Annotated in this window: 16 protein-coding genes and 1 pseudogene; 8 read left to right on the top strand and 9 right to left on the bottom strand. The window is 68.9% G+C overall.

The features are described 5' to 3' along the window. Positions 1-8: 8 nt before the first annotated feature. The gene (locus ACFV7R_RS14365) at positions 9-860 is read right to left on the bottom strand and encodes a helix-turn-helix domain-containing protein (protein ID WP_385263489.1); all 852 of its coding nucleotides are present in this window, start codon (positions 858-860) and stop codon (positions 9-11) included. A gap of 267 nt (positions 861-1127) precedes the next feature. Between ACFV7R_RS14365 and ACFV7R_RS14360 the strand changes: the two genes are divergently transcribed. After that, the gene (locus ACFV7R_RS14360; protein WP_385263488.1) at positions 1128-1622 is read left to right on the top strand and encodes an ATP-binding protein; all 495 of its coding nucleotides are present in this window, start codon (positions 1128-1130) and stop codon (positions 1620-1622) included. Positions 1623-2266: 644 nt separating this feature from the next. Here the strand turns inward: ACFV7R_RS14360 and ACFV7R_RS14355 are convergent. The 8 genes and pseudogenes from ACFV7R_RS14355 to ACFV7R_RS14320 form a co-directional block, all read right to left on the bottom strand. Continuing rightward, positions 2267-2494 (bottom strand): annotated as a pseudogene (locus ACFV7R_RS14355) (putative T7SS-secreted protein); the annotation flags it as partial. Further along, positions 2395-2829, bottom strand: a complete 435-nt coding sequence (locus ACFV7R_RS14350) for a hypothetical protein (RefSeq protein ID WP_385263486.1) — start codon at positions 2827-2829, stop codon at positions 2395-2397. The gene ACFV7R_RS14350 and the pseudogene ACFV7R_RS14355, both read right to left, overlap by 100 nt. Further along, complete coding sequence (locus ACFV7R_RS14345; RefSeq protein WP_385263485.1) at positions 2826-2993, bottom strand: hypothetical protein; 168 nt, start codon at positions 2991-2993, stop codon at positions 2826-2828. The genes ACFV7R_RS14350 and ACFV7R_RS14345 overlap by 4 nt, the downstream gene beginning before the upstream one ends. Before the next feature lie 265 nt (positions 2994-3258). Further along, positions 3259-4920, bottom strand: coding sequence for a chitinase (locus ACFV7R_RS14340; protein WP_385263483.1), 1662 nt, complete (start codon positions 4918-4920; stop codon positions 3259-3261). Positions 4921-5146: 226 nt separating this feature from the next. Further along, positions 5147-5536 (bottom strand): hypothetical protein, encoded by a 390-nt coding sequence (locus ACFV7R_RS14335; RefSeq protein WP_385263481.1) that lies wholly within the window; start codon positions 5534-5536, stop codon positions 5147-5149. Positions 5537-5539: 3 nt separating this feature from the next. Then, complete coding sequence (locus ACFV7R_RS14330) at positions 5540-5965, bottom strand: DUF3592 domain-containing protein (RefSeq protein ID WP_385263480.1); 426 nt, start codon at positions 5963-5965, stop codon at positions 5540-5542. 3 nt (positions 5966-5968) lie between these two features. Further along, positions 5969-6523 (bottom strand): hypothetical protein, encoded by a 555-nt coding sequence (locus tag ACFV7R_RS14325; RefSeq protein WP_385263478.1) that lies wholly within the window; start codon positions 6521-6523, stop codon positions 5969-5971. Positions 6524-6544: 21 nt separating this feature from the next. After that, the gene (locus ACFV7R_RS14320) at positions 6545-8107 is read right to left on the bottom strand and encodes a Flp family type IVb pilin (protein WP_385263477.1); all 1563 of its coding nucleotides are present in this window, start codon (positions 8105-8107) and stop codon (positions 6545-6547) included. 364 nt (positions 8108-8471) lie between these two features. On the opposite strand from ACFV7R_RS14320, the gene ACFV7R_RS14315 reads away from it, so the two are divergent. The 7 genes from ACFV7R_RS14315 to ACFV7R_RS14285 all read left to right on the top strand — a co-directional run bounded on the left by ACFV7R_RS14315 (position 8472) and on the right by ACFV7R_RS14285 (position 14453). Beyond that, a complete protein-coding gene (locus tag ACFV7R_RS14315) occupies positions 8472-9293 on the top strand; it encodes a hypothetical protein (protein ID WP_385263788.1) in 822 nt (273 codons plus the stop codon). Positions 9294-9411: 118 nt separating this feature from the next. Beyond that, positions 9412-10119: a Flp pilus assembly protein CpaB gene (cpaB, locus tag ACFV7R_RS14310; protein ID WP_385263475.1), complete on the top strand. Its 708-nt coding sequence runs from the start codon at positions 9412-9414 to the stop codon at positions 10117-10119. A gap of 7 nt (positions 10120-10126) precedes the next feature. Further along, positions 10127-11380 (top strand): CpaE family protein, encoded by a 1254-nt coding sequence (locus tag ACFV7R_RS14305; RefSeq protein ID WP_385263474.1) that lies wholly within the window; start codon positions 10127-10129, stop codon positions 11378-11380. Further along, a complete protein-coding gene (locus ACFV7R_RS14300; protein WP_385263472.1) occupies positions 11377-11763 on the top strand; it encodes a TadE/TadG family type IV pilus assembly protein in 387 nt (128 codons plus the stop codon). The genes ACFV7R_RS14305 and ACFV7R_RS14300 overlap by 4 nt, the downstream gene beginning before the upstream one ends. Before the next feature lies 1 nt (position 11764). After that, on the top strand, positions 11765-12139 hold the full coding sequence (locus ACFV7R_RS14295; RefSeq protein ID WP_385263471.1) for a TadE/TadG family type IV pilus assembly protein: 375 nt from the start codon (positions 11765-11767) through the stop codon (positions 12137-12139). A gap of 16 nt (positions 12140-12155) precedes the next feature. Then, complete coding sequence (locus ACFV7R_RS14290; protein ID WP_385263470.1) at positions 12156-13493, top strand: CpaF family protein; 1338 nt, start codon at positions 12156-12158, stop codon at positions 13491-13493. A gap of 15 nt (positions 13494-13508) precedes the next feature. After that, on the top strand, positions 13509-14453 hold the full coding sequence (locus ACFV7R_RS14285; RefSeq protein ID WP_385263468.1) for a type II secretion system F family protein: 945 nt from the start codon (positions 13509-13511) through the stop codon (positions 14451-14453). Positions 14454-14455: the final 2 nt, after the last annotated feature.

The raw sequence follows: 14455 nt of genomic DNA, 5'->3' as shown, positions 1-14455 counted from the left end.
GGGTCTCCTCACAGACTGTTGGCGATGTCCCGAATGAAGTCACGCGACTCCTCCTGTGACAGCGCGATGCGCTCCATCCAGTCCAGGTGCGTACGGTACTTGGCCAACTGTGTGTCCCCACTGAGGAATTCCGGCCCGTGACTGCTGTCGATCTGAACGGTGTCCAGCTGGGAAACCGGACCCTCGAGGAAGTTGAAGGTCTGCCCCGAGCCGGGGAACGTGCCGGCGGCGAACGGAATCACCAGCAGCCGTACTGCAGGTCGCTCCGAGACGGTCAGCAGATGCTCGAGCTGAGCGCGAGCCACCTTCCGCCCGCCGAACTGCATACGCAGAGCGGCCTCGTGCACAACGGCGACGTACTCGGTCGGGTTGTCGCCGTCCAGCACTTGCTGCCGCTCCACGCGGTACGCCAGCCGCAGTGCGACTTCGTGCTCGGGAAGCGGCGGCAGCACGGCCCGGAAGAGCTCAAGAGCGTGGTCGCTGGTCTGCAGCAGGCCGGGGATGTGGGCGATATGGGCCGTCCGCATCCGTGTCGCGAAAGCCTCGAACTCGGCGATGTCCAGCAGCCCGGCGGCGAGTGAGCCGCGATAACGCTCCCACCACCCCTGCCCGTTGGGTCGGGCCATGCTCACCAGGGCTGCCACATACGCCTGATCCGAGCAGTCGCAGTTGCAGGCGAGGGTGCGCAGCCGCTCCTCGCTGATCGTGCGGATGCCCGTCTCGATGTTGGAGATCTTCGCCCGATCGAGGCCGAGCAGCCCAGCAGCCTGGTCGGCCGTTATTCCCGCCGCCACCCGCATCTTCCGCAACTCGCTGCCCAGACGCTTCTGGCGCTCGGTGGGTGTCGTCCTCGGTGGCATGCCTTTCCTTCCCTGCAGCTCGTCAGCAGTCTGCCGCCATCAGGCGCCGACGACCTACGATCGGGTCAATTTCTCCAAGCACGTGGCAATATAACCAAGCGGCATCCTACAGTCAGTGACGCACCTGCTACTCGCGGCAGTCGGCAGTGCATCGCGCGAGCCTGCCCGCAACCTCCTGCCCTGGGAGGGGCGACCCGCGCCAGGGAGACGAGCCACCGACTGCTGCCACCCCTCACTGGAACAACCGCACTGGAACAAGGAGCCCGCATGCCGGCATCCCGCTGCCCCCTCGCCCCCACCTACCCGGCGGACCCCACCGCCCCCACCCCCGAAACCCTGGCTTACAGCTTCACGCTCCCCGCAGCGCTGGCCAGCCCGGCGTTGGCAAGGGCGGCGACGAGGGAGGTCCTGAGGGCACACGGCCTGACGGACATGCTGGACCCGGCGCTACAGGCGGTAGGCGAACTGACGGCGACGGCCTGCCAGTTCACGGAGTCCGCGGACTACTACCTCTCCCTCCGCTACCGAGCCGACACCCTCCGCCTGATCGCCTACGACAGCCATCCCCGCCACACCCAACCCCACCTGACCACGGCCTGCGACACCCGCCGCCGCGCAGCCCTCCGAGTCCTGGCCTGCGTCTGCCGGGCCTGCAACGGCGACTGGGGCTTCGGCGAAGCCCGAGAACCGGGCGGCGGTACGCGAATGTGGGCGACGCTGCCGAGGACGGGGACGGCGAGGTACGGCACGCTCCCCGGTTGACCGGCGTTATCAGGTGACCGTCGGGGCCGCCCGCTTCTTGGCCAGTGTCGTGCTTCCACGGCCCGAGTAAAGGGCGCTCCGCTGACGCTGCGCGTCGCCTTCGGCGATGGCCCTGCGGGCCACCCTTGACTCGGTCCGTTCCAGCACGGGTGAGAAGCGAGCGAGCGGCCCGGAAAGGCGGGTGGCCGAGGCAGGCGGCCACCTCCGTCGGCTGCGTCGTCGGCCTGGGTTGGCGGGCGCGATCGCGCCTCGCATGCACGCCGGGTCGGCTCAGCGGCTTGCGGGTGGCGGGTGGTGGGTGATCGGGGCGGGCGCGTCGGCCGGGTGAGGGGACGCCTGACCAGCTCAGCGGCTTGCGGTGAGCTGGTGGCGGGGACGAACACCCCCACGGCCGGTGGGCCGGGCCCCCAAGTCCCCTCACGCCACACGAGCCTCACCACCCCCACTCCTGCAGATGATTGGAGGATCTGTGCCACAAGCAGGCACCCACGACCCGGGCCTTTTCGCCCGCTGGGTGGCACAAATCCTCCAATCACTGCTCCTCGCCCGCGACCGGAGCGATCCGAGGGCGGGCCACCGCCGCCCCGGTAGGCCAGGACCGCCAGACCGGCCTCGACGAACGCGTTCAGCGCCGTGTCCAGTTCCTTGGGCAGCCGCTTGACCGTGTTGCGGAACTCCTCGGCCGCCTCGCCCTGCCAGGCGTCGGTCTTGAGCTTGCGCAGCTGCTCCGCACCCTCACCGAAATGAGCCGCCGCGCCGCCCAGCTTCTTGATCAGCTGGTCCAGTTCGGACGGTTTGCCGGGGACCCAGTCCTGGACGGTGTCCTCGGGGCCGATCCAGATCCTGCGGAAGATGACCTGCTTGTCCGACATCGCTTCGGGTGCCCCTGCTCCTGGCCCTGGTTCTGGCCGTGGTCGACGGGGTCGATCCGGTCGCGGAACACCGTGCGTTCGTCGCCGATGCCCTGGTCCTCCAGCCAGCTGGTGACGGGATGGTCCTCTTCGAACTGCTTCTGGCGCTGGACCATCATCAGGTCGTACTTCACCTTCGTCTCGGTGACGAGGAAGTCGTTGATCGTCGCGCTCAGGGCGGAGACGATCACGTCCGCGTCCTCGGCGATGCAGCCCAGACCGTGGCACCACTTGTCCAGGAAGTCGTCGACGGCCTGCGACACCTCCTCGGTGCCGGTCTTGGCGACCTCGGTCATGCCGGCGAAGTCGAACTGTTCCTCGCCTGTTGCTTGGCGATCTTCCGGGCGACCTGCGTCGACTCCGCCAGCGGCCGGGCGATCGAGCGGAGGAACTGCACCTCCCACTTGAAGTCCCCGCCGTCGGCCCCCACCGGAATCAGCCACGACTGACCGTCGCTCACGCCGTGCCCTCCTCGGGCCGGTACGAGAGGTGCAGCACCGGCTCGACCTTGGTGGCGGACGACGCCCGCCGCACCGCGTCGACCAACTCGGCCGCAATACTGGACTCTTCCGGCCTTGGTATGCCGCCCCCGTCCGCACACATGTGCCCAAAGATCACGCAGCTCGATTACGGATTGCAACGCGGCTTTCCGACAACAACAACGTGATCCCCACGACAGCGCCGGCCGCATCGGGACATGCGGCCGGCGCCAAGGGGAGCGAGGATTACGGCAGCGCGTGCACGTGCGGCCCCACCGCGTTCGACCAGGCATTGCCCGCCGTCGCGTCCCAGTTTGTCGACCACGTCATCGCGCCGCGCAGGTCGGGATACGTCCTCGACGGCTTGAAGGTGCCGCAACCGGTGCCTCTGGTCAGGCAGTCCAGGGCGTTGTTCACGACCGAAGGCGACACATACCCACTGCCCGCGCCCCGCGTCGACGCCGGCAACCCCAACCCCACCTGGGACGGAGCCAGGCCGCCCTCCAACTGGATGCAGGCGAGGGCCGTCAGGAAGTCCACCGAGCCCTGGCTGTAGACCTTGCCGTCGCAGCCGAGCATCGAACCGCTGTTGTAGTACTGCATGTTGACGACCGTGAGGATGTCCTTCACGTTCAGGGCCGTCTGGAAGTACGAGTTCGACGTCGACTGCATGTCGATGGTCTGCGGGGCCATCGTGAGGATCATCGACGGTCCCGCCTTCGCGGACAGTGAGCGCAGCGCCTGCGTCATGTACGTCGCGTTCAGGCCGTTCTCCAGGTCGATGTCGACGCCGTCGAAGCCGTACGTCTGCATCAGCCCGTACACCGAGTTGGCGAAGTTCGTCGCCGACGTCGCGTCGTTGACCGTGACCGTGCCGCGCTCGCCGCCCACCGAGATGATCACCTTCTTGCCGGCGGCCTGCTTGGCGCGGATGTCGGCCTTGAACTGGTCGACCGTGTAGCCGCCGAGGCCCACCGAGTCCAGGTTGAAGGTGACCGCGCCCGGCGTCCCTGTCGCGTCGGCGAAGGCCACCGCGATGATGTCGTACTGGGACTGGACGTCCGCGAGGCGCTGCACGGTCGCGCCGTTGTTGAAGTTCTGCCAGTAGCCCGTCACCGCGTGCCGGGGGAGATCGGAGCCGGTGTCGCCCGTCGGTGCCGTGGTGCCGGTCACTGTCGCCGACTTCGGTGACTCGCCGGCCGCGTTCGTCGCCGTGACCTGGAAGGAGTACGACGTCGAGGCCGCGAGGCCGGTCACCGTCGCCGATGTGCCGGTCACCGCGGTCACCTTCGTGCCGTTGCGGTAGACGTTGTAGCCGGTCGCCCCGGAGACCGTGTTCCACGCCAACGACACGGACGAGGACGTCGTACTCGACACCGAAAGACCGCTCGGCGCGCCCGGGATCGTCGGAGCCGGGTCGCCGCCTCCGCCGCCGTCGGGGCCGTGGACCGAGATGTCGTCGGCGTGGTAGGCGGCCTGGCCGTACCAGCCGTGCGTGTAGATCGTCACCGACCTCGTCGAGGCGCCTGTCGAGAACGTCGTCGACAGTTGTTTCCACGTCGTCGAGTCCGGTGTCCATGTCGACACGTCGGTCGTGCCCGTGCCGGTGACGCCCAGGTAGGTGTAGCCGCCCTGGACCCATCCGCTCAGGGTGTACGTCGAGTTGGGCTGTACCGCCACCGTCTGGGTGCAGCGGGCGTTGTCCTGCCCGGCCGGGGTCGCCTTGAGTGCGGCGGTGCCGCTGTGCACCGGGGACGAGACGGTCGTACCGCTGTTCGCGGAACAGGTCCAGTTGCTCAGGCCCGACTCGAAGCCGGCGTTCTTGGCGTTGTTGACGTCGGCGGCGGACGCCTGGCCGATCGTCGGCACGGTGAGGGCGAGTGCGGCGGTCACCGCTCCCGACCACATGCGTATCCGTCTCCGTCTGCGTGCGCGGTCCACTGGGGCCTCCGGTGGGGGAGTGGGGTGTTCCGGTCTTCCGGTACGGCGGTGGCCACCGTTGGCCTACAAGTTGGTCCAGACCAATTCAACTGTCAAGAGGCCCAGGCCAATTCACCCGTCAGGAGACCCACAGCAGTTCACCCGTCAGGAGACCCACACCAGTTCGCCGTCAGGCCGCCCAGCCAACTCACCGTCAGGACGCCCACACCAACCTGTCCAGCAGCAGCCCCACCGCACACCCCGCCAGCAGCACCCCCGTCGACATCCACAGCGCCAGGCTCGCCACGCCCACCACGTCCCACCGCAGCGTCACCGTCAGCAGCTGCGCCGCCGCCGGTACCGCGCACGCCGCCGCCACATGCCGGGCCGGGATCTCCCGCCACGGCTGCGGATGCACCCGCGCGGCCGCCCAGGTCGCCAGCACCACACAGACGAGGTTCGGCAGGTGGACGAGGACCAGTGCCGCGCCGAAGGAGTCGACCCCCGAGGGGCCGACGAAACTGTCGTGGATCAGGGTCATCTGGACGTACTCGGTGAGGACCAGGACCACGATGCCCGCGGCCCAGGACCGGATGAGAGCCATGGGTCAGCCTCCGAAGACCTCGTGGAGCAGCAGCGTCGTGAAGCCGATGGCCGCCATGCCGCAGCCCACCGCCAGCGCGAGGGACTGCAGGAGCGGGGACCAGCTGTCCCGGCCGGCGACCGTCGCCGTCCCCTGCGGGTCGCGGGGGTCGTAGGTGACGGTGACCGGTGTGCCCTTCGTCGTCGACCAGGCGGCCAGGTCCTCGAACTCGACGCAGGTGCCGTCCGCCGTCACGAACGTGAAGAAGTGCCGCTTGGCATCGGACTCGTGGGGCTCCCACTCCACGCGGACGCACTCACCGTCCGTGCGCACCCCGCGTCGCAGTACGCGCGCGACGGTGAGCAGTCGTCGGGCGTATTTGAGTGACAGTGCGCCGAAGAAGGCGGCGAGGAGAGTGAGGACGACATAGCCGGCGCCGGGGACCTCCATCGGCTAGTGCACCTCCACCGAGTCGATGATGCGGTCCAGGTCCGCGTCCGACAGCTTGCCTTCGGCCGCGTCGATGCGGATCGCGAACGTCGTGTCGGTGGAGTCCAGGCCGGTCAGGATCACGCCCTCGATCGGGGTGCCCTTGGGCGGGTCGGAGTCCTCGCCGGTGGACTTGAACGTGAAGTCGATCCGCTTGGCGTCGTCCGTGCCGGTCAGCTTCACGTCCTGCTGACCCCGTACGTCCGCGCCCATCTGGATCCCGGCCTCCGCGCCGATGGCCGCCTGCTCCGCCGAGTTCGCCTGTGTGAAGTCCAGCTGCACGGTGACGATCGAGACGGTGCGGCCGGATTCCGTCCGTACGGCCACCGCTGCGTTGTGCTCGGTGGGGCGCTGCTTCTCGTACGACGGTGGATACGACACGGAGACGCCCTTCGTCTTCAGCGTCCCCCAGCCGTCGGGCACGGAGGCCGCGTCCGAGTCGCCGTTCCCGCAGGCGGTGAGGGCCAGCAGCGCGGCGGTCAGCAGGCCGGCGGTCGCGAGCGTGCGGCGGGTCTTCATCGGCGGGGCTCCTGTCTCGTTTCAGTTCGCACAGTAGCTGTAGGGCACGTACGAGCGGTTGGTGCCGCGGGGTGCACCCAGGAACTGTGCGTCCGTCAGCGTCTCCGACTTCTGCTCGGTGCTGATCGACATACCCAGGCTCAGCCCGAGGTTCAGCTCGAAGCCGTACTCGGCCGCGTTGACCTCACCCGTGTAGATCATCCTGCTCGACTTGCCCTGGTCGAACATCAGCTGACCGAAGGGGTTGTCCGCGCCGGGGCGGGACGTCGGCGCGTGGTCGTCGAACATGTACTGGAACGGCGTGACCGCCTGCTCGTTGGTGCTGTCCAGCCACCGCTCGGCGACCGCCCGGTCCTGGTCACCCGCGGGCCCCGGGTCGAAGGTGACGGTGTTGGTGACGACCTCGATGCCGACCGGGCTGTCGGTGCCCTTGGCGCCCGCGTTGCCGCCCCGCTTGTCGCCGTCGGGCCTGCCGTTGTCGCCGCCCACCTTGGCGCCGTCCTTCTGGCCGCCCTCCTCGACCGTGCGGGTCGTGTCGATGCGGACCAGCTTTCCGGTGGCCTTGTCGTAGGTGACGGTGATGGTGCCGGTCTGGACGGTGTGCGCCGAGTACTCGCCGCTGATCGGGCCCGCCTCGTAGCCGGCCTTCGTGCCGTACTCGATGGACGAGGTGTACGTGTACGCCCTGGTGTTCTTGTAGGCGTTGTCCGTCCAGGTCACGTCGGGGGAGTACTTGAAGGTGCCGCCGAGCTGCGCGCTCAGCTTCCGCTCGTCGGCCGCCGAGATCCTCATGCCGCCGGACGCGGAGGCCTCCAGGCCGACCTTGCCGTAGGTGATCTGCCGGTTGGTGCCGAGGCTGTTCTCCACGCGTTCACGGGTCTCCTCCTCGTCCTTCAGAGGTCCCGTTCCGAAGAGATAGAGGATGCTGTCGCCGACACTGGCCTCCGCGCCGCCGGGCATGGTGCGCCGCATCTCGTACATCTGCAGCTTCTCGATGTCGTCCCGGAACCTCGCCGCCTCCTCCGGGCTCTCGAAGACCCAGGTGTCACCGTTGGTGACTTTGATCCCGGCGCCGAGTTCGACCTTGTCGGTGCCGAACCTGCCCACTTTCATTCCGGGTTTGAAGTCCTTCTTCACGCCGACGGACGCCGCGTCCGTGAAGGTCAGATAGACCAGCTCGTCCTTGTCGTCGACCGTGCCGTCGCCGTTGACGTCGGTGTTCGCCCTGAGGTGCTGCTCCTGGAAGCCGTACTCCTTGCCGATCTCCCAGAACAGGATCTTCGCCTTGGAGCCGGCCTTGTCGGTCACCGACGAGATCTGGCAGAGCGGCGGTTCGAAGTCGGCGTCGGTGAGTGGTTTGCCCGCCTGGGGGGTGGTCCCGGAGCCGCAGTTGCCGCCGCCGGTGACCTTGCAGATCTGCTCGGCGATCCGGTCGAAGATCGTCTGGCCGATTCCGGTGGCGGTGATGCCGAGGACGATGGCGACGGCCACCACGATCATGCCCAGGTACTCGGTGCCGGTGGCTCCCCGGTCATCGCATCTGTACGTCCGTATGCACGCCCGTATGCCGCCCCCGCCCGCCATACGGCACCCCCTCCTACCCCTTCGCAACAGCGCCTTTTCGGACGGTGAGCGTAGGTGCGGCGGCGGTCGGGCGGCGTGGGCCCACGGACCCAAACTTCAGGCCCAGCGTCAGTCCGGTTACCAGGGCCCACTCGTTCGGGTCCGGTCGGGATGCTCAACCTGCCCCGATTTGACGTGTCTTGTGCGACGACAGTTGCACGCCAGCTACGGAAACGCTGTTCTCCGGTCATCGAGGCGTGGATACAGTGCTGAGGAAGTCACGCAATGAAGTCATCTCGGTACACCGGAGTTGCGCCGGTGGACCGACCGGGCGGGAAACGGGGAGCTGCGCGTGCCAACAGCCATTGCCGTGACCAGCGTCGACATGGCCCTGCCGGCGCAGGACGAACGCACCTTGCCCGCCGTCGTCCTGCAGGATGTGCACCAGCGCCCGCTGGAACAGGCGCTCGCGGAGATGCAGACGCTGATCGAGACCCACGGCCATGTGATCGTCGTCAGCTCACGGGCCGTCCCCGCCGCGGTGGACCGGCGGCTGCACACCATCCGGTCGATCCTGGAAAGCGACCGGATCGCCCTGTTCCGCCCCGATCTGCCGCCACTCGGACTCGCGGTCCTGGCCCGGCAGTTGAGACAACTCGCCTCCTGCGACCTCACCCCCGGCGTCCTCGCCTCGGCCGGCCGGCTGCTCACCCACTACATCCACGCCGGCGCCCTCCTCGGCTCCGTCGCCCGGCTCGACCGCGTCCCCGTCAGCCTCAAGTCGCACGCCAAGTCCTGGATGCCGGGGAGCCAGTTCGGAGTGATCGCCCACCCGGAGCCGCAGCTGGTGAAGATCACCCCCGAAGCCACCCTGAACGGACCGGAGTTCGGCACCTGGATGCTTCTCGCCAAGGGCCAGCTCCAGTCGGACTGGGTCACCGCCTCCCTCGCCCCGGCCTGGAAAGTGCAGGGGCTGCGCGAGGCCCAGCTGCCCGCCGAGTCGGCCGGCTGGTGGGGGACCGGCAAACTCATCGAGTTCTGCACCTACCTGCCCGACCTGTCGGTGCTCTACCAGCTGGTCAGCTCGGTACGACAGGGCCTCTGCCACTGGTGCGGCATCGACGTCATCGGCGACCGGTGCGTGTTCTGCTCCGCCGTCGCACCCGACCACGAGCAGCCCTACGAGAACCAAATCCCCGCCGGGTGAGTCCTGAATCACAGGACACGCACGGGGCCCCGGCATCCCGCGGGGCCGCACACGACCCCTCACCGCTCACACGAACCCAGCCCACTCGACCAAGATCCCCAATGAGGTTGCACGGTTCATGAACTCCCGTCAGCGCCGCGGCGTGATACTCCTGCTTCTGTCCGTCATCTGCGCCCTCGGCGCGTTCGCGGGCGTTCTGTCCGTCATCAGCGACGTGAAGTCCAAGGTCGGTCCCGAGGTCACCGCGTACCGGGTCAAGGCGAACGTGGAGCCCTACACGACCCTCACCACGGGCCAGTTCGAGGAGATCGAGATGCCCGAGCGCTGGCTGTCGGCCAACGCGGTCACCGATCTCCGGCAGATCGAGGGCAAGACCGCCGTGACGACCTTGCGCGAGGGCTCCCTGCTGCAGAGCGACATGATCGTCGACCAGCCCGCCCTGCAGCCCGGGCAGCAGGAGGTCGCCATCATGATCGACGCGGCGACCGGGGTGGCCGGCAAGATCACGCCGAACTCCACCGTCAACGTGTACGCCACCTTCGCGGGCGAGCGTGAGGGTGACCCCGCTCAGTCCAAGATCATCGTAACAAATGCGCGGGTGATCGACGTCGGCAGGCTGACATCCCTCACCCCCGACGAGGACGACCGCAACCGCCGGACCACGGACGCCGTCCCCATCACTTTCGCGCTGTCCACCATCGACGCCCAGCGCCTCACCTACGCCGAGTCGTTCGCCGACCGCGTCCGGCTCGCCCTGGTCGCACCCGGCAGCGACACCACCGTCCCGGACGAGGACCGCACCTACGAACTCGCGAAGGACAAGTGAGGCCCGTATGCCCACGAGGATCCTCCCGGCGGTCGGCGACGCGGACGCGGTCCGCTCCGTCACGACCCTGCTCAGCCAGCTCCCGGACGCCGAGCCGGTGGCCCCGGTGGTCGACTCCACCCAGCTCATCGACACCCTCGCCCGGCTCGCCGCCGAGTCCGTCGACGAACTGCCCGAGGTCGTGGTCGTGCACGAGCGGATCGGACCCGTCCCGGCACTGGAGCTGATCCGCGAGGTCGCCCTGCGCTTCCCCGCCGTCGGGGTCATCCTCGTCACCTCCGACGCCGGCCCCGGCCTCTTCCAGGCCGCCATGGACTCCGGCGCCCGGGGCCTGGTCGCCCTGCCGCTGAGCTACGAGGAACTCGCCAACCGCGTCCAGGCCGTCGCCCAGTGGTCGGTCGGTGTACGCCGCCACCTCGGCCACACCGGCGATGTGTTCACCGGCGTCGGCGGCACGGTCGTCACGGTCAGCGGCGCGAAGGGCGGGGTGGGCGCGACGGTGACGGCCGTCCAACTGGCGCTGGCCTCCCAGGCGTCGGGCCGCAGCACCGCCCTGGTCGACATGGACCTCCAGACCGGGGATGTGGCGTCGTACCTGGACGTCCAGTTCCGCCGGTCCGTCGTCGACCTCGCCGCCATCACGGACATATCCCCGCGCGTCCTGGCCGACGCGGTGTTCCGGCACGACACGGGGGTCGCGCTCCTGCTCGCCCCCGGCGAGGGCGAGCGCGGTGAGGAGGTCACCGACCGGGCCACCCGGCAGATCGTCAGCGCCCTGCGCTCCCGCTACGAGACCGTCGTCATCGACTGCGGCGCCCAGATGAGCGGCGCGAGCGCGGCCGCGGTGGAGATGGCCGACCGGGCTCTGCTGGTCACGACGCCGGACGTGGTCGCGGTCCGGGGCGCCAAACGCACCGTCCGGATGTGGGACCGGCTGCAGATCCGCAAGGCGGAGGAGACGACGGTCGTCGTCAACCGCCACTCACGCGTCACCGAGATCCAGCCATCGCTCGTCCAGAAGATCACCGGCACGCCGGTGGCGGCCACGGCCGTCCCCGCCAACTTCAAGGAACTCCAGGGAGCCGTGGACGCGGGCCGCCTCCACGAGCTGGACAGCAGGAGCACGGTCAAACAGGCCCTGTGGGGCCTCGCGGGCGAACTCGGACTGGTCAAGGCCCCCGAGGGCGACCGCAAGGGCAGCCGGCTGCGGGGCGACCGCGGCGCGGTGAGCTTCCGGAGGCGGAAGGACGGAGGGGGATGAACGTGCGTGCACTGCGCAAACGGGACCGGGGCCAGGTCACCATCGAGTTCCTCGGCATGACCCCGCTGATCATTCTGACGCTGGTACTCCTGTGGCAGTTCGTGCTCGTGGGATACACGTTCACGCTCGCGGGGAATGCTGCCGACGAGGCGGTACGGGAGGGAACGGCGGCGGTCGACCGTCAGGCGGCCTGCGAGGAGGCGGGGCGCCGGCATCTGCCGGACGCGTGGGAGGGGGGCGCCAGCGTGCAGTGCACCACGAACGGCGGCTATGTCACGGCCGACGTCAGTCTCGACGTGCCGGTCCTCTTCCCCGGCTCGGTCGGCTTCCCCTTCCCCGGCGTCGACGGGCATGCGGGGGCCGTGGAGGAGGAGGTGGACTGAGATGCCGTACGAGCGATCCTCCTTCTACGGTCCTGAAGACCGCGACCGTGGCCAGGTCGCCCTCGAGTACCTCGGGTTCATCCCGATCCTGATCCTCGTCGCCATGGCCGCCGTACAGATCGGACTGATCGCCTACACGGGCCAGCAGGCCGGCACGGCCGCCCGCACCGGCGCCCGCAGCGCCTCCCTGAACGGGCCCTACGTGCAGGACTGCCAGAACGCGGTCAGCAGCTGGCTGGCCGACGGCACCGACTGCTCGAGCGCCGAGCTGGGCGACGAGGTCGAGGTCACCGCCACCGTCGACATCCCGTCGATCGTCCCCGGCTGGGACTTCGGCGACGCGAACAAGACCGCCACGATGCCGATCGACCACTGAAACAGGGAGCACGGCGATGAGCCTGCGGGCACGGATCAACTCCCCCGAGGAGAACGGCAGCAGGGGCGAGGACGGCCACCTGGTCGCCTCGTACCGCGCCAAACTCCTGGAGGAGATCGACCTCGCGGAGATGAGCTCGCTCGCGGCGGCCGAGCGCAGGGCGCGGCTGGAGCGGGTGCTCGGGCACATCATCAGCCGTGAGGGCCCGGTGCTGTCGACCGTCGAGCGGTCCCAGCTGATCCGGAGGGTCGTCGACGAGGCGCTCGGGCTCGGCATCCTGGAGCCCTTGCTGGAGGACGCGTCGATCACCGAGATCATGGTGAACGGGCCGGACGCGATCTTCGTCGAGCGCGGCGGCCGGGTGGAGCAGCTGCCGCTGCGCTTCGCCTCCAACGAGCAGCTGATGCAGACCATCGAGCGGATCGTCTCGACCGTCAACCGCCGCGTCGACGAGTCGAATCCGATGGTCGACGCCCGCCTCCCGTCCGGCGAACGCGTCAACGTCATCATCCCGCCGCTGTCCCTCACCGGCGCCACCCTCACCATCCGCCGCTTCCCGCGCTCCTTCACCCTCCAGGAACTGATCAGCTTCGGCTCGCTGGACGAGCACATGCTGTACCTGCTGGCCGGGCTGGTGCAGGCCAGGTTCAACATCATCGTGTCTGGGGCGACGGGCACCGGAAAGACGACACTGCTCAACGCCCTCTCCGGCCTGATCCCCGAGGCCGAACGCATCATCACCATCGAGGACTCCGCCGAACTCCAGCTCCAGCAGCAGCACGTCATCCGGCTCGAGTCCCGTCCGCCGAACGTCGAGGGCCAGGGCCAGGTGACGATCCGCGACCTGGTCCGCAACTCGCTGCGGATGCGCCCCGACCGCATCGTCGTCGGTGAGGTCCGCGGCGGCGAGTCACTGGACATGCTGCAGGCGATGTCGACCGGCCACGACGGCTCGCTGGCCACGGTCCACGCCAACAGCGCCGAGGACGCGCTGATGCGCCTGCAGACCCTCGCCTCCATGTCCGACGTCGAAATCCCCTTCGTCGCCCTGCACGACCAGATCAACAGCGCCGTCGACGTGATCGTCCAGCTCACCCGGTTCGCCGACGGCGCCCGCCGGGTCACCGAGATCGCGCTGCTCGACAGCCACGGCAGCGATCCCTACCGGCTGGCCACCGTCGCCCGCTTCAACGCCCAGCCCATGGCCGCCGACGGCCGTATCTACGGATCCTTCGAGTACTTCCCCCTCACCCGCCGCACCGCCGACCGCCTCTACATGGCGAGCCAGCCCATACCCCAGGCCTTCGGCGTGGCCCAGTCCGCAGACCAGCTAGCCACCCGAGAAGCCAGGTAGGCAGGAACCGTCCCCATGGAACTCCAGACCGTCGTCACGCTCATCACCGGCATCACCCTGCTGACCTGCGTCCTCGCCGTGGCCGGACTGCACGCCTACGCCATGGGCAAGGCCCAGCGCCAGGCACTGGTCGACCGCCTGTCGTCCACCGGCCAGATCCCGGTGGCCGGCCGCCGGCGCCACTTCCCGACCCTGGACCGCCGGCTGCGCCGCACCAAGCTGGGCAGGAAGCTGGAGCTGCGGCTGGCGGCAACGGGCCTGGACATCACACCGGGCGAGTTCTTCGCGGCCATGCTCACCACGGTCGCGGGCCTGTGGCTGATCGGCCAGGCCACCCTGGCCCCCTTCTTCGGCCCCATCGCCGGACTGCTGGGCATCTGGGTGGCACTGCAGTTCCTCAACTGGCAGCGGCAGAAACGCATCGAGAAGTTCATCAACCAACTCCCCGAACTGGCCCGCATCCTGGCCAACGCCACCCAGGCCGGCCTCGCCCTGCGCACCGCGATCGGCATGGCGGCGGAGGAGCTGGAGGCTCCCGCGGGCGAGGAACTGGCCAAGGTGGCCAACCAGTTGGCGGTGGGCGCGTCGATGGACGACGCGCTCGGGGAGATGGCTGACCGGCTCCCCTCGCGTGAGCTGGTGGTCCTGGTCACCACCCTGGTGCTGTCCAACCGGGCGGGCGGCCAGGTGGTCAGCGCGCTCAGAAACCTGACCGAGACGCTGGAGGAGCGCAAGGAGACCAGACGGGAGATCCGCACCCAGCTCTCGCAGGTGAGCATGACGTCGTACGCGGTCCCGGTGATGGGCGTCGGCTCCCTCTTCCTGATGAACGGCGTCAAGGACGGGGCCCTCGACCGTATGACGGCCTCCCCGGTCGGCCAGGCATGCGTGATCATCGCGTTCGCGCTGTACGCCGTCGGCTTCGTCCTGATCCGCCGTATGTCCCGAATCGACGTCTGAGG

Source organism: Streptomyces sp. NPDC059866, from assembly GCF_042731325.1.
Classification (GTDB): domain Bacteria; phylum Actinomycetota; class Actinomycetes; order Streptomycetales; family Streptomycetaceae; genus Streptomyces; species Streptomyces flavusporus.
Note: the sequence above shows the minus strand (reverse complement) of the source record. Positions and strands in the feature narration are given on the sequence as shown.

Excerpts from the sequence above, each read along its gene's own strand:
- ACFV7R_RS14340 (WP_385263483.1), bottom strand. The coding sequence starts at position 4,920 with ATGTGGTCGGGAGCGGTGACCGCCGCACTCGCCCTCACCGTGCCGACG.
- ACFV7R_RS14305 (WP_385263474.1), top strand. The coding sequence starts at position 10,127 with ATGCCCACGAGGATCCTCCCGGCGGTCGGCGACGCGGACGCGGTCCGC.
- ACFV7R_RS14285 (WP_385263468.1), top strand. The coding sequence starts at position 13,509 with ATGGAACTCCAGACCGTCGTCACGCTCATCACCGGCATCACCCTGCTG.
- ACFV7R_RS14330 (WP_385263480.1), bottom strand. The coding sequence starts at position 5,965 with ATGGAGGTCCCCGGCGCCGGCTATGTCGTCCTCACTCTCCTCGCCGCC.
- ACFV7R_RS14290 (WP_385263470.1), top strand. The coding sequence starts at position 12,156 with ATGAGCCTGCGGGCACGGATCAACTCCCCCGAGGAGAACGGCAGCAGG.
- ACFV7R_RS14335 (WP_385263481.1), bottom strand. The coding sequence starts at position 5,536 with ATGGCTCTCATCCGGTCCTGGGCCGCGGGCATCGTGGTCCTGGTCCTC.
- ACFV7R_RS14300 (WP_385263472.1), top strand. The coding sequence starts at position 11,377 with ATGAACGTGCGTGCACTGCGCAAACGGGACCGGGGCCAGGTCACCATC.
- ACFV7R_RS14315 (WP_385263788.1), top strand. The coding sequence starts at position 8,472 with ATGGCCCTGCCGGCGCAGGACGAACGCACCTTGCCCGCCGTCGTCCTG.
- cpaB (WP_385263475.1), top strand. The coding sequence starts at position 9,412 with ATGAACTCCCGTCAGCGCCGCGGCGTGATACTCCTGCTTCTGTCCGTC.
- ACFV7R_RS14350 (WP_385263486.1), bottom strand. The coding sequence starts at position 2,829 with ATGACCGAGGTCGCCAAGACCGGCACCGAGGAGGTGTCGCAGGCCGTC.
- ACFV7R_RS14295 (WP_385263471.1), top strand. The coding sequence starts at position 11,765 with ATGCCGTACGAGCGATCCTCCTTCTACGGTCCTGAAGACCGCGACCGT.
- ACFV7R_RS14360 (WP_385263488.1), top strand. The coding sequence starts at position 1,128 with ATGCCGGCATCCCGCTGCCCCCTCGCCCCCACCTACCCGGCGGACCCC.
- ACFV7R_RS14325 (WP_385263478.1), bottom strand. The coding sequence starts at position 6,523 with ATGAAGACCCGCCGCACGCTCGCGACCGCCGGCCTGCTGACCGCCGCG.
- ACFV7R_RS14365 (WP_385263489.1), bottom strand. The coding sequence starts at position 860 with ATGCCACCGAGGACGACACCCACCGAGCGCCAGAAGCGTCTGGGCAGC.
- ACFV7R_RS14320 (WP_385263477.1), bottom strand. The coding sequence starts at position 8,107 with ATGGCGGGCGGGGGCGGCATACGGGCGTGCATACGGACGTACAGATGC.